General features: G+C 61.0%; 12 protein-coding genes. 4 read left to right on the top strand and 8 right to left on the bottom strand.

Annotated features, from left to right (window positions below; genetic code table 11):
- Window positions 1-214: 214 nt before the first annotated feature.
- Complete coding sequence (locus tag ABWV89_RS06595) at window positions 215-739, bottom strand: TlpA family protein disulfide reductase (protein WP_353395403.1); 525 nt, start codon at window positions 737-739, stop codon at window positions 215-217.
- The gene (locus tag ABWV89_RS06590; RefSeq protein WP_353395401.1) at window positions 736-1,368 is read right to left on the bottom strand and encodes a hypothetical protein; all 633 of its coding nucleotides are present in this window, start codon (window positions 1,366-1,368) and stop codon (window positions 736-738) included. Before ABWV89_RS06590 ends, ABWV89_RS06595 begins: the two co-directional genes overlap by 4 nt.
- A gap of 48 nt (window positions 1,369-1,416) precedes the next feature.
- Between ABWV89_RS06590 and mpl the strand changes: the two genes are divergently transcribed.
- Window positions 1,417-2,868, top strand: a complete 1,452-nt coding sequence (gene mpl / locus ABWV89_RS06585; RefSeq protein ID WP_353395400.1) for a UDP-N-acetylmuramate:L-alanyl-gamma-D-glutamyl-meso-diaminopimelate ligase — start codon at window positions 1,417-1,419, stop codon at window positions 2,866-2,868.
- A 4-nt stretch (window positions 2,869-2,872) separates the two neighbouring features.
- Here the strand turns inward: mpl and ABWV89_RS06580 are convergent, their stop codons facing one another.
- The 6 genes from ABWV89_RS06580 to rodA form a co-directional block, all read right to left on the bottom strand.
- A complete protein-coding gene (locus ABWV89_RS06580; protein WP_353395399.1) occupies window positions 2,873-3,193 on the bottom strand; it encodes a hypothetical protein in 321 nt (106 codons plus the stop codon).
- Window positions 3,194-3,345: 152 nt separating this feature from the next.
- Complete coding sequence (locus ABWV89_RS06575; protein WP_353395398.1) at window positions 3,346-4,386, bottom strand: hypothetical protein; 1,041 nt, start codon at window positions 4,384-4,386, stop codon at window positions 3,346-3,348.
- Window positions 4,387-4,562: 176 nt separating this feature from the next.
- On the bottom strand, window positions 4,563-5,696 hold the full coding sequence (locus tag ABWV89_RS06570; protein WP_353395397.1) for a 3-deoxy-7-phosphoheptulonate synthase: 1,134 nt from the start codon (window positions 5,694-5,696) through the stop codon (window positions 4,563-4,565).
- Window positions 5,697-5,945: 249 nt separating this feature from the next.
- Window positions 5,946-7,424, bottom strand: coding sequence for a metalloprotease TldD (gene tldD, locus ABWV89_RS06565; RefSeq protein ID WP_353395395.1), 1,479 nt, complete (start codon window positions 7,422-7,424; stop codon window positions 5,946-5,948).
- 66 nt (window positions 7,425-7,490) lie between these two features.
- Window positions 7,491-8,423: an NAD(P)-dependent oxidoreductase gene (locus ABWV89_RS06560; protein WP_353395394.1), complete on the bottom strand. Its 933-nt coding sequence runs from the start codon at window positions 8,421-8,423 to the stop codon at window positions 7,491-7,493.
- On the bottom strand, window positions 8,423-9,577 hold the full coding sequence (gene rodA, locus ABWV89_RS06555; RefSeq protein ID WP_353395393.1) for a rod shape-determining protein RodA: 1,155 nt from the start codon (window positions 9,575-9,577) through the stop codon (window positions 8,423-8,425). Before rodA ends, ABWV89_RS06560 begins: the two co-directional genes overlap by 1 nt.
- A 20-nt stretch (window positions 9,578-9,597) precedes the next feature.
- Between rodA and ABWV89_RS06550 the strand changes: the two genes are divergently transcribed.
- The 3 genes from ABWV89_RS06550 to ABWV89_RS06540 all read left to right on the top strand — a co-directional run bounded on the left by ABWV89_RS06550 (window position 9,598) and on the right by ABWV89_RS06540 (window position 13,272).
- The gene (locus tag ABWV89_RS06550) at window positions 9,598-10,218 is read left to right on the top strand and encodes a YqiA/YcfP family alpha/beta fold hydrolase (RefSeq protein ID WP_353395392.1); all 621 of its coding nucleotides are present in this window, start codon (window positions 9,598-9,600) and stop codon (window positions 10,216-10,218) included.
- A gap of 64 nt (window positions 10,219-10,282) precedes the next feature.
- The gene (locus ABWV89_RS06545; RefSeq protein ID WP_353395391.1) at window positions 10,283-12,367 is read left to right on the top strand and encodes a ribonuclease catalytic domain-containing protein; all 2,085 of its coding nucleotides are present in this window, start codon (window positions 10,283-10,285) and stop codon (window positions 12,365-12,367) included.
- 47 nt (window positions 12,368-12,414) lie between these two features.
- The gene (locus tag ABWV89_RS06540; RefSeq protein WP_353395390.1) at window positions 12,415-13,272 is read left to right on the top strand and encodes an energy transducer TonB; all 858 of its coding nucleotides are present in this window, start codon (window positions 12,415-12,417) and stop codon (window positions 13,270-13,272) included.
- The last annotated feature ends 35 nt before the right edge of the window (window positions 13,273-13,307 follow it).

Here is a 13,307-nt window from a genome sequence, read left to right as displayed (position 1 = left end):
AACCCGGGACAAAAGTTTGGCAATGGGAAGGCAGTGTACACGATGAAGCGCGAGATTCAGCGCCGGATCACACGCAATACTGAAATCAAGTCATCAGTCATTTTCACCGAACTTGAATTCGATTTGACCGACATAGACCGAATTTGCCGACAAAAAGGCACTTTGGCGGCGATCAACCTCTCAACCACTGGTCAGGCGGGTGGCGCCAGCCAGCTCAGCGCACAGCAGCAGCCCATTGTTGCAGGTCCTGCTCGTCGAGCTTGCCCAGCTTGCGCTCGACGATTTGCCCATCGGCATTGAATACCACCGAGAAAGGCAAAGAGCCCGTGTCGTTGCCCAGTTGTTTGCCCAGCTCCGAGCCGGCAAATCCTGCAACCGCCACATCGAAGGTCACCGGCTGACGCGCCAGAAAGGTCCGCACCGCACTGGCCTTGTCCACGGCCAGACCCAGCACATGCCATGGGCGTCCACGTTCGGCCTGCTCACGGAAGAACACGTCAATCATCGGCAATTCTTCCACACATGGCGGACACCATGTTGCCCAGAAATTAAGCAGCATGGGTTTGCCCTGGTATTGCTCCATGGGCATCGCTGCGCCATCGGGGCTGACAAATCGCGACGCCCAGAAAGTGGCTTCCGCTGTCGACATGACGGGCTTGAGACTATAGCGCCACCAACCAGCCGCCAGGCCAGCGGCCGCAGCCGCCGCTCCAGCGGCCACCATCGTCCTGCGCTTCATGACCCCACTCCTTCTCCCGCCTCTTGCCCCATCAGAGCCTTCAGGGCTCCCAGCGTTCCGATAGGGGTACGCCCCTTGCCATCTGGCTTGAGCGCGCCCTTGAGGTCATCCAGATCCATGACCACCAGATGCACCAGCACCGCATGGGTCCAGCCTGTCACACGCTCTTCAATGGTCAGCACCTCGCGTTCCCGACCTTGCCCCTTTCCTGGACGGCCGGGAAGAGTTCCGGGATGGTATTTCACCTTTTTGTCCAGCAGGCGCCACTCCACCGCCTTGGCGTCATCGGCAAACAGGTAAAGGTAAATGTCGTTGAGATCGGTCGCCGTCCCGTGCCAGACCGCGCCCACGACGTGAGGCCGGAATTCGGCCAGCCGCTCCATCCAGGTCAAAGCCAGCCGACGCAGACGCTGAAGGGCTTCGGCCTGCTCCTGAGGGCAGAAGAGCGCTATGTACTCTCTGACCGCATCTTCCAGGACATCGTTGTCCGGTAACCGGGTTCGGGGAGGCAGGCGCAGAACGTCCAGCGCCTGCCGTTTGGCCGGACCATACTCCATACCGTCTTCGACAATCAGTCTTGCAGCCGTGGCCAGCAATTCGGCCTGCTCGGGTGAGCGAAACGCTTCCATGGCCCCATTGTGCACTGCCCAAGCCAGGTCGCCCCATACAATGCCGGGATGCACATTCACATCCTGGGTATTTGCGGCACCTTCATGGGCGGGGTGGCTGCACTGGCTCGCGAAGCTGGCCATCGCGTCACCGGTTGCGATGCAGGCGTATACCCGCCCATGAGCGACCAACTCGAGGCCCTGGGCATCGACCTGATTGAAGGCTTTGCCGCCGACCAGATGGCGCTCAGGCCCGACGTCTATGTCGTTGGCAACGTGGTCAGCCGTGCGCGCTTGCCGGACGGCACACCCAAGTTTCCATTGATGGAAGCCATTCTGGATTCAGGTGCACCTTATACGAGCGGACCGCAATGGCTGGCTGAGAACATTCTTCAAGGGCGCCATGTTCTGGCGGTCGCCGGCACCCATGGCAAGACCACCACCACCTCCATGCTGGCCTGGATTCTCGAGTGCGCAGGACTCGCACCCGGATTCCTGGTCGGAGGCGTTCCCTTGAACTTCGGTGTATCGGCCCGGCTGGGCGCCTCAGGGGACAGCGCCACGACAGCGCGACCCGCCCCACCCTTTGTGATCGAGGCCGATGAATACGACACGGCTTTTTTCGACAAGCGAAGCAAGTTCGTTCACTACCGGCCCCGCACGGCTGTGCTGAACAACCTCGAGTTCGATCACGCCGACATCTTCGACAACCTGGCCGCCATCGAGCGACAGTTTCACCACCTCCTGCGGACGGTCCCTCCCTCCGGGCGGGTGGTCTCCAATGGCGTGGAGGAGAGTCTGGACCGCGTGCTCCATATGGGCCTCTGGAGCGAGCTGCGAACGTTTGGCTCGACTGTCAGCGACTTCAGCGCACAAGGCGAGCCCAGTGACTTCGAGGTGCTCGAGCGAGACCGTGTTGTCGCCAGCGTGCAATGGGGACTGACGGGTGTCCACAACCAGCTCAATGCACTGGCAGCCATCGCCGCGGCCGACCACCTCGGGGTGGCGCCCGCACAATCGGCCAAAGCCCTGGCCAGCTTCCAGAACGTGCGCCGCCGAATGGAAACACGGGGCAAGGTTGAGATGCTCGCGGGCACTGCGCCGGTCACGGTGTATGACGACTTCGCCCATCACCCGACCGCCATCCGGACCACGCTGGATGGACTCAAGCGCCAACTGACCGCTGAGGGACGACAGAAGGAACGCATCCTGGCCTTGTTCGAGCCACGCAGCAACACCATGAAGCTGGGCACCATGAAGTCCCAGTTGCCATGGAGCCTGGCCTCAGCCGACCTGGCCTTTTGCCATGCGGGCGGCCTGGACTGGGATGCAGGGCAAGCGCTGGCCGAGCTGGGTAAAAAATCGCAGGTGCACCAGAGCATTGACTCGCTCGTGGCGGCTGTGATCGCGGAAGCGCAACCTGGCGATCACCTGGTGTGCATGAGCAACGGCGGCTTTGGCGGTATCCATGAGCGGCTGCTCAAAGCCCTCACGGAACGGGCTCGATCGCCCGGGGCGTGAGCGTTCAATAGTGCAGAGACATGGCTGGAACGTCGACCATGACGACCGGCTTGGCAAGCGCTGAACTGGCAGCCCGCGCAAATGTCATGGCCCATGCCCGGTGAGCCTCATCGCGAAAGCGTTCTTCGCCTGCTGCCTGCGCCACGGCCAGGACCTTGTCCGCCGTCAGAACCTTGCCGGTCAGGCGAATGGGTTCACACTCGAAAAAGGTGAACTGCTCATCGAGCCAGCTTCTGGCCACATCATGTGGCATGGGCTGCACTTCTTCAAGGTCATACTGATAACTGGCCGCATTTCCCCAGTTCAGGGTGACTTGGCTGCGCATGCTTCGGCTCCTTGGATCGTTTCAGGCTCGACTCCGGCGAATTGAAGTCTCAATACCCCATCAGCGCGAGACGCATGCTCTCATTTTGCACTGAGCGCCTGGCAACGAGCACCCGGGATTGCACTGGGGCGCAAGTTTGGCTCCGGGAATGGTCAATGGGTCGACAAGTGGGTGCTGCTGCCAACATCCGGCTTGCGGCGGGTGGCCCACAAAGCCCGCCCAATCAGTCCTGGCCGCGAACGACGTCCGCCGGCGACACCACTGCTGCCACGATTGCTCCCTGACGACGGGCGCCGCCGCACGGGCGCAGCATTGTGCCGGTTGCGAAATGAGTGATCGGCATTGGTGGTGATGGCCCCACCGAAGTACAGACCACCAAGGCAGCGGGTGAGCTCTTCGCGGGAGGCCAGCGTCATGTCCTGAAGTACGTCGAACGTCGCCGGGGAATCCTTGAGTGCGTGCAGCACGATGCGGTGCAAATCGTCCAGCCAGTCGTCCGGCACGGCAGGCGCCTTTCGGTAGTGAACCTGCAGTTGGCGGTATCGCCCTGGCAGTACATCCCGATCGCTTCGCGACGCGTACATCCACATGAGACGATGAAAGGGCTGCCGCACAAAGCTCGATGGAATATCAGCGGCTCTCGGGGGACGCCGTATCCACTCGGAAGTTGCCAGATCGACAGGCCGGGTTCTGGGGTGAATGCCAATGGCCCAGTTCACCAGATCCACCACCGCGATGAGCTTGTTTTCGCGCACCACATGAACCACGGAGCCTTTGTACTCCGATACCCGCTCCGCCAGCAATGCCGCGAGTTCGAACTGGGTTCTCAGAGGGCGCAGCCATGCTTCAAACCGCTGCAGACAGCGCTTGAGCTGCTTCTCGGTGCTGACGTCGAAGCACTCGGCTGACTCAAAGCCTTCCGGCACAGGCTTGGCGAAAGCCAGCGGCCGGACAATATTGTCACGGGTGATCACGTGTTGCACGGCAGGGTCACTGGGTTCGCTCACCATGAGTTCACCACTGTTTGTGACATTGACCGAGCTGCCACAGATCAACCAGACGTCGGCTTCGTCTACGTTGGACATGACCCAAACGGGGCCGCCTGCCGGCATTCGCGCACTCCATTGGGCAAAAGCATCGGCCTGCTGCTGGCCAAAACCCATGACGCCCAGACGCAACTGCGGCTGCTCCACGATTGACGAACCTCCCTGGTGATCGGATGGACATGATGAAAACAAGGCGGCGCTCGACGCACTGCCTTGTCCCTGATGTCCGTAGCGTAACGAGCCAACCCCGTCACCTCAAGAGCCAGGTGCGGACATATTCCACACGGAACCTGTTTCTGAAGCGACCGGCACTCCTGCCTCGATCAGCGGCGCTTCTTGCGTCCCTTTTTCACTGCCTGCGACAGTACCTCGAGCGCCTCGAGGGAGTCATCCCAGCCGAGACAGGCATCGGTGATGCTCTGGCCGTAAACCAGTTTGTCAACCGGGTCCTTGCCCGGCGTGAACTTTTGCGCACCTTCTTCGATGTGGCTCTCGATCATCACGCCAAAAACATGGGTTGAGCCGCCACCGATCTGGTCAGCAATGTCACGCGCCACCTCGAGTTGGCGCTCATGCTTCTTGCTGCTGTTGGCATGACTGCAGTCCACCATCAGTCTCGGGGTCAGTTTGGAAGCAGCGAGCTCCTTGACGGCGGCTTCCACGCTCTGCGCATCGTAGTTTGGCGCCTTGCCGCCGCGCAAAATGACGTGGCAGTCCTGGTTGCCCTTGGTTTGCACAATCGCCACCTGCCCGTTCTTGTGAACAGAGAGAAAGTGATGACCGCGGGCCGCGGCCTGAATGGCATCGGTCGCGATTTTGATGTTGCCATCGGTACCGTTCTTGAATCCGATCGGCGCAGAGATGCCGGAAGCCAGTTCACGATGCACCTGGCTCTCGGTGGTTCGGGCGCCAATGGCACCCCAGGCAATCAGGTCACCGATGTACTGAGGAGAGATCACATCGAGGAACTCGCTGGCGGCCGGCATGCCCTGCCGGTTGATTTCGATCAGCAGCTGGCGGGCGATACGCAGGCCTTCGTCGATGCGGAAGCTGCCGTCCAGATACGGGTCGTTGATCAGGCCCTTCCAGCCGACGGTGGTGCGTGGCTTCTCGAAGTACACACGCATGACGATTTCGAGGGTGTCGGCGTACTGCTCGCGCAATGGCTTCATCCGTCGTGCGTACTCCAGTGCAGCGGCGGGGTCATGGATGGAGCATGGACCAATGATCACCAGAAGGCGATCGTCTTCGCCAGTCATGATGTCGTGAATGCGGCGGCGAGTCTTGCCCACCAGTTTCTCCACGGGTGTGTCCGTGATGGGGAAGAAACGGATCAGATGTTCGGGTGGCGGAAGCACGGTGATGTCTTCAATGCGTTGGTCGTCGGTCTGGCTGGTGCGATCGTTCGGATAGGTCTGCCAGCCGTCTTTACCGGCCGTCTTGCTCTTGGCATTCATCACAGGGCTCCTTGAAGTGTTTGACGTGAGATGGGAAAAGGAAACAGGGGCAAAAAAAAACCGCCGGGGGTGTTTCCCGGCGGTTTTTCGAGGTTGGGTTGCTGCGCGCTTACACCTGAGCCTCTCGTCCGCCTGGGACTGAGAACCAAAAGTAAAAGCCGAAAAAGTAGGACTTGCGCGTTTGCATAGTCACGGACTGTATCACAACTGCCAGAAAGCGCGTCAAGAGGGCGGCCGCCAGTGTTGCTATCAGGCGGTACCCCCGACGGTCAGCCCGTCGATTCGCAGCGTCGGCTGCCCCACGCCCACTGGCACACTTTGACCCTCTTTGCCGCAGGTGCCCACACCACTGTCGAGGCGCATGTCGTTGCCAATCATGCTCACTCGGGTCAGGGCGTCGGGGCCGTTGCCAATGATGGTCGCACCCTTGACCGGATACTGTATCTTGCCTTTCTCGACCCACCATGCCTGGCTGGCGGAAAAGACGAATTTGCCGGAGGTGATGTCCACCTGACCACCACCGAAATTGGTGGCATACAGACCCCGATCCATGCTGGCAACGATTTCCTGCGGGTCCTTGTCACCACCGAGCATGTAGGTGTTGGTCATGCGTGGCATCGGTACATGGGCATAGCTTTCGCGGCGGCCATTACCAGTGGGTTTGACGCCCATCAGGCGAGCGTTCATCGCGTCCTGGATGTAGCCGCGCAGAATGCCATCTTCGATCAGCACATTTTTCTGGGAAGCGTGCCCTTCGTCGTCCACGTTCAGGGAGCCGCGTCGATCGGCAATGGTGCCGTCGTCGAGTACGGTCACACCTTTGGCCGCCACTCGCTCACCAATACGGCCAGAGAACGTGCTGGAGCCCTTGCGGTTGAAGTCGCCCTCCAGGCCGTGACCTACCGCCTCATGCAGCAAGACGCCAGGCCATCCGGAGCCGAGCACAACCGTCATTTCGCCTGCAGGTGCCGGGCGGGCATCCAGGTTCGTCAAGGCTGCGTCCACCGCCTCGTCCACATACGACTGGACCATTTCTTCGTCAAAGTAATCGAGGCCAAACCGACCACCACCGCCTGACGAACCAACTTCCCTTCGACCCTGACTCTCGGCGATCACTGTCACGGAAAGGCGGATGAGCGGCCGGACATCGGCGGCCAGAGTGCCGTCGGCCCGCGCCACCAGCACCACATCGTGCTCACATGCCATGCCGGCCATGACCTGAACCACCCGCGGGTCCTTGGCCTTGGCCATGTGCTCAACTTGCTCCAGAAGCTTGACCTTGGCCGTACTGTCCAGCGTGGTGATGGGGTCTTGAGCCCCATAGAGCGAACGCGACTTGGCGACAACCGCCTTGGGCAGCGCCATGCCACGCTTGCGGCTCACCCGACGACTCTGCCCTTGAGCAGCAATCGATCTCACGGTCTGGGCGGCATCGAGCAAGGAAGCCCAGGAAAGGTCATCGGAGTAGGCAAAGGCTGTCTTCTCGCCACTGACAGCACGAACACCCACGCCTTGCTCGATGCTGAAGCTGCCGGTCTTGACGATGCCTTCCTCCAGGCTCCACCCCTCGCTGCGCGTGGTCTGGAAGTACAGATCTGCATCGTCCGCGCCATGGCGCATGATTTCGCCCAACGCCTTTTGCAGGTGCGTCTGGGAAAGTCCATAAGGGGACAGCAACAGGGCTTCGGCCGACGCCAGGCGGGCCAGTGTGGGTTCGCGAGCAATCATCCCGTCATTTTAGGGATACTTGCCGCCGCCCGCACAGCAGGGCAGGCAACCCTTTGCCCAACGGGGTCAGTCTGTCGGCGGCGCCTGGGTCTTGCCAGCTCTCGCCAGCGTCCATGGCAGCAGGGCGCCGTCGTCTTCCATGGCCATGCCGGCGTGCAGCGCGGCCTCAAACACACTTTGTGCCGCATCCCCCACCTTGGCTGGCACCCCCACAGCCCGGGCTTCGTCCATGGCCAACCGGCTGTCCTTGGCCAGCAGTTGCATGTGAGCAAGTGGCTGCTCCTGCCCCGCAATCGCCCTGCGCATGCGATCGGATCCTATCCAGCTCTGGCCGCTGGATGCTTCAATCACATCCAGCGTCCGCGCCGGATCGAGCCCCAGTTGCGAGGCCAACGCCAGCGCTTCCGCTGCGCCTGCGAGATTGATGGCCGCCAACAGGTTGTTCACCAGCTTGGTCCTGGCCCCATCGCCAGCTCGCCCGCCAACGCTGAACTGCCGGCCCGAGACCCGGTCTAGCCATGGCTGCGCAGCTGCTACTGCAGCTGGCTCACCCGCCACCATCATGGACATGCTGCCGTCCCTTGCCCTGACCGGTCCGCCAGACAAAGGTGCGTCCACACATGCAATGGAAAGGGCCTGCAGTTGCTGTGCAAGGGCCTCCACATCCGCGGGTGCAATGGTGGGACATAGCACCACCACTTGCCCCGGCTTCAGCTCGGGCGCTGCACCATCAGCTCCGAACAGCACTTCGCGGCATTGCTGCGCTGTCACGACCACCACGAACAGCACGCCGCCCGCACACAGAGCCGCAGCGGATTCAGCTGGCGTCCCCACCAGGTTTGCGCCAGCTTTCTCTGCCTGTGCCTGACGAACGGGATCGATATCGCAAACGGCCACGCCGACCCCCTGCTCCCGCAGGCGTTCGACCATGGCGCCGCCCATGTTGCCGGCGCCGACAAAAGCGACTTCCATCGCAGAATGTGTGGTTCTGGCAACCATCAGCCTGGCATGTAACGTCTGGAGCGGGAAATGGACATCAGAATGCCGAGGCCTACGCCCATGGTGACCATGGCGGTACCGCCATAACTGATGAACGGCAGCGGCACCCCCACCACCGGAAGAATCCCGCTGACCATGCCCATGTTCACAAAGGCATACACAAAGATGTTGAGGGTGATGGCGCCAGCAAGCAGGCGCGAGAACAGGGTCGGTGCTTCCATCGCGATACTCAGACCGCGCACCACCAGGAAAATAAAGCCCAGCATCAGGGCCACCGTCCCCACCAGTCCGAATTCTTCGGCAAAGGCCGCATAGATGAAGTCCGTTGTGCGCTCTGGGATGAACTCCAGATGGGTCTGGGTGCCCTGCATGAAGCCTTTGCCCCAGATGCCACCCGAGCCGATGGCGATCATGCCCTGGATGATGTGAAAACCCTTGCCCAGCGGGTCCTTGAAGGGGTCGAGCAACGTGCAGACCCGCTGGCGCTGATACTCGTGCAGCACCTTCCAGTCAACACCGGCTGCACACCATTGGTCTTCCATCAGGATCAGCACCACAATACCGACCGCCACCACAATCACTGGCGGAATGATGAGCTTCCAGCTGAGTCCTGCCAGGAAGATGACAAACAGGCCGGAGGCAAGGACCAGCAAGGTTGTTCCGAGATCTGGCTGCTTGAGGATGAGCGCCGCAGGCACCGCCAACATCACGCCTGCAACCACAAAGTCCAGAGGATTGAGCTGGCCCTCCCTCTTCTGAAACCACCATGCCAGCATGAGCGGCATGGCGATCTTCATCAGCTCGCTGGGCTGAATGACCACCCCGATGTTGAGCCAGCGCTGGGCGCCCTTCTTGGATATGCCAAACAGAAACACGGCCACGAGCAGAGCCACACCCACCGTGTACATGGGCACGGCCAGGCTCATCATGCGCTGTGGCGGCACCTGGGCGATCACAAAAAGCACCAGTAACGCCAGCAACATGTTGCGACCATGGCTCTGGAAACGGGATCCATGGTCGAATCCCACCGAGTACATGGTGACCAGGCCCGCAGCGGCCAGCAACAGGATGGCCAGCGCCAGGGGCGCATCAAACCCGGCAAACACGGGGGATACCCGGGCCCAGAGAGACGGTTTTTCAATCACGGCGACCATGCGGCATTATCCTTCGCTTCATGCACCCCACCACACACCTGCTCTATCTGCATGGATTTCGCTCATCTCCGAAGTCCATGAAGGCGCAACTGATGGCCCGCGCCATTCACATGCAGGCACCGAAGGTCACATGGCTGTGCCCACAACTGTCCCACTCGCCTGAGCAGGCCATGTCCGACGCACTGGAAGCGACCCGTGACTGGCCAGCAGCATCGTCCACGGTGATCGGCTCCTCACTGGGCGGCTTCTATGCACGCTGGCTGGGGCTTCGCCAGGGGTGGCGCCGCGTACTCCTCAACCCCGCGGCACACCCTGCCCGGGACCTCGCTCGCCATCTGGGCACGCAGACCGCCTGGCATGATCCCGAAACCCGCTTTGACTTCGAGCAGACGCATGTTGAGGCACTGGAAGCCATGGAGCACGAAATCCTGGAGTGGTCACCTGCTCGCCCAGCCACTCCCGAGCAGCAAATGGCCATCATTACGGAAGGTGACGAAGTGCTGGATTGGCGGGAAATGGAGGCTTTTTGCGCCGGCGGACACACCGTGCGGCTCGCTGGTGGTGACCACGCCATCAGCAACTTTGCTGACCACCTGCCCTCGGTCATGAAATTTGTTCGCCCGCGCCTCGATGGAGCCTGAAGGCCTGGCGAGATTTGCAAAGCGTCGCCTGTGAGCGGCACCTTTGTCGTGGGAAAATGCTGCCATGTACATTCTTTTCGACGATGCAGGCAAATTGCAGACAGCCCGTGTGCTCACAGAGGCCGAAGCCTCGGTACAGGCGGAGCTGACCACGGGCAAGCGGGTCAAGGTCAAGACCGCCAATATCTTTCTCAAGTTCGGCAAGCCCGAACCCGCCGACCTCATGGCCAAGGCAGGCCTGCTCGCGGATGACATGGACGTGGAACTGGCATATGAATTCGCTCCTGAGGGGGAGTTCGGCTTTCAGGATCTGGCTGCGGACTATTTCAGTGCCGACGCTGGCACCACGGAGCAGGTCGCGGCGCTGATGTGCCTGCAGGCTGTGCCTCACTACTTCCGGCGGGCCGGCAAAGGCCGTTTCAAGAAAGCCCCTCGTGACATCGTGGAGCAGGCGCTGGCTGCCATCGAGAAGAAGAAGCAGGTTCAGGCCCAGATTGATGGCTGGGTGGCCGAGCTGACGCAGGGCACATGCCCACAGCCCATCCTTGATCAGCTCTATCGGATTCTGTTCAAGCCCGACAAGAATGCGCCTGAATACAAGGCTGTGGTGGAAGCTTCTCGCCATAGCCAATCTGCACCGCTGGCATTGCTGGAAAAGGCTGGCGCCATCAGCAACGCGTATCAGTTTCACTGGCAACGCTTTCTCTTCGACCAGTTTCCCAAGGGGACCGGATTCCCCAACCTGGAAGCCCCAGGCATTGCAGACGACCTGCCAGAGGCGCCGGTGGAGGCGTTCTCCATCGACGACTCAATGACCACAGAGATCGATGATGCGCTGTCAGTGCGTGACCTTGGCTCAGGGGAGGTGACTGTGGGCATCCACATTGCCGCACCCGGCCTCGCGATCGAGACCGATTCACCTTTGGATCAAGTGGCGCGAAGCCGGCTTTCCACTGTGTACATGCCCGGGCACAAGATCACGATGCTGCCAGACGAGGTGGTGCAGGCCTATACGCTGGAGGCTGGACGTTCTTGTCCTGCTGTGTCGCTCTACGTCAAGGTCAACGAGGAAACACTGGAGGTCACTGGCAGTCACACCGCACTGGAGCGCGTCCCCATTGCACACAACCTCAGGCATGACCAGCTCGATGGCGTGGTCACAGAGGAATGGCTGCTCGGGGATGGCACAGGGGCGGATGCACCGGCAGAGGTCCAATCGCTGCACGGGTCGCTGGGATTTCTCTACCGGCTGGCCAGACAACTCAAGCTTGGGCGCGAAGAGGTCCGTGGAAAGCCTGAGAACTTCAACCGCCCCGACTACACCTTCAAGCTCGAGAGCAACGGTGTCGCTGGCGACCTTCCGAGCGGTGGCGAAACCGTTGTGATTGGCACCCGTTCACGCGGCGCCCCGCTGGATCTGATGGTGGCCGAAGCCATGATTCTGGCCAATTCAACCTGGGGGCAATGGCTCGCCAGTCTGGGTGTACCTGGCATTTACAGAAGCCAGGCCAGCATGGCGCCCGGCGTCAAGGTCCGGATGAGTGCAAGGGCTCTGCCCCATGCCGGGATCGGTGTGCCAAGCTATGCATGGAGCACTTCCCCGCTGCGGCGCTATGTGGATCTGGTCAATCAGCGACAGATCATTGCCTGCGCCCGCCACGGCGCCACAGCGGCACTGGCGGCGCCATTCAAGCCGAAGGATGCCGTACTGCTGTCGATCATCAGCGCCTTCGATGCCGCCTATGGCGCCTACGGCCGTTTCCAGTCCGGGATGGAGCGCTACTGGACACTGTGCTGGCTCGAGCAACATGGCACCACTGAAGTGGAGGCCACGCTGTTCAAGGACAACCTCGCCCGCGTCAACACATTGCCACTCGTCCTTCCTGTCCTGGGCAGCGACGGCCTTCCTCGTGGTGCCCAGGTCAGGGTTCGCCTGGGTGAAATCGACAAGATCTCGCTGGAAATCAAGGGCACCATCATCGAACATCTTGATACGGATTCGACGTCCAAGGACTCATCCGATTCGGGTGACGAAGACGAGGACGCAGACATGTCCGCACCTGTGGCCCTGGCCATCGATGTCAGCGAAGGTGAAGATGCCGCCGGCACTCAGCATAAGCACAACAGATCACCGGCTCCTGAAGCTTGAGGAATCGATATGGGGCGGCATCGGGCGATAATGGCCGAGTGAACTCTGTGCTGTCATATTTGCGTGCGCTCACAACACTCCAATGGGCGCTGGGCGTGTCCATTGCCGTGCATGCGGCGTTGCTGACCATCCGATTTGTCGACCCTGAAGGTTTCAACCGGGTGTTTCAGGACACGCCGCTGGAAGTCATCCTGGTCAACGCCAAGAGCAATGAAGCGCCCGAGGAGGCCAAAGCCATCGCTCAGGCCAATCTCGCTGGTGGTGGCGATGCAGAAAAAGGGCGCGCGCAGTCTCCCCTGCCTCCCAACATGGAGGCTCGCATTGGGGATGCGGCTGAAGACGAAGAGCGCATGCTCAAGGCCCTCAAGCTTCAGCAGGAGCAATTGCTCGCCCAAGTGCGCAAGCAGCTGGCTGCACTGCCCGAGCCGGAAAAGCAGCTCGATGAAGCCGATCCTGCGGTACGGGAACAAGAACGAAAGCGACGGGCGCTGGTGAAAGTTCTGGCGGAGATCGAGAAACGCATCAACGAAGAGAACGCTCGACCAAAGAAGCGCTATATCAGTCCAGCCACCCGCGAAGCGGTCTATGCGATCTATTACGACAAGCTGCGCCGAAAGATCGAGGACCGAGGCACGACCAACTTTCCAACCGCGAGCGGGCGCAAGCTGTACGGCGAGCTGACCATGGTGATCACCGTGAACCATACCGGTCGGGTCCTGGAAACCGACGTTGTGATCTCGTCCGGCAACGCTACGCTGGATCGAAGGGCCAAAGCCATTGTCAACAGCCTGAACTTCGATGAGTTCAACAAGGCCATGCGCCGTCGTGCAGACCAGATTGTGGTGGTCTCAAGGTTCCGTTTCACGCGCGATCAGGGACTTCAGACGCAACTGCGCGGCCAGTAACCCTCGACGGGTTTTGTCAAACCAGCGGGATCAGC

This window comes from Hydrogenophaga sp. 5NK40-0174 (assembly GCF_040372165.1).
Lineage (GTDB): Bacteria > Pseudomonadota > Gammaproteobacteria > Burkholderiales > Burkholderiaceae_C > Hydrogenophaga.
The sequence above is the reverse complement of the archived record's forward strand: the minus strand, read 5'-3'. Positions and strand labels throughout refer to the sequence as shown.

Bases quoted from the DNA above. Each gene is read 5' to 3' on its own strand.
- ABWV89_RS06550 (WP_353395392.1), top strand. From the start codon at position 9,598: ATGCACCCCACCACACACCTGCTCTATCTGCATGGATTTCGCTCATCT.
- ABWV89_RS06595 (WP_353395403.1), bottom strand. From the start codon at position 739: ATGAAGCGCAGGACGATGGTGGCCGCTGGAGCGGCGGCTGCGGCCGCT.
- ABWV89_RS06580 (WP_353395399.1), bottom strand. From the start codon at position 3,193: ATGCGCAGCCAAGTCACCCTGAACTGGGGAAATGCGGCCAGTTATCAG.
- ABWV89_RS06560 (WP_353395394.1), bottom strand. From the start codon at position 8,423: ATGGTTGCCAGAACCACACATTCTGCGATGGAAGTCGCTTTTGTCGGC.
- ABWV89_RS06590 (WP_353395401.1), bottom strand. From the start codon at position 1,368: ATGGAAGCGTTTCGCTCACCCGAGCAGGCCGAATTGCTGGCCACGGCT.
- rodA (WP_353395393.1), bottom strand. From the start codon at position 9,577: ATGGTCGCCGTGATTGAAAAACCGTCTCTCTGGGCCCGGGTATCCCCC.
- ABWV89_RS06570 (WP_353395397.1), bottom strand. From the start codon at position 5,696: ATGAATGCCAAGAGCAAGACGGCCGGTAAAGACGGCTGGCAGACCTAT.
- ABWV89_RS06545 (WP_353395391.1), top strand. From the start codon at position 10,283: ATGTACATTCTTTTCGACGATGCAGGCAAATTGCAGACAGCCCGTGTG.
- tldD (WP_353395395.1), bottom strand. From the start codon at position 7,424: ATGATTGCTCGCGAACCCACACTGGCCCGCCTGGCGTCGGCCGAAGCC.
- mpl (WP_353395400.1), top strand. From the start codon at position 1,417: ATGCACATTCACATCCTGGGTATTTGCGGCACCTTCATGGGCGGGGTG.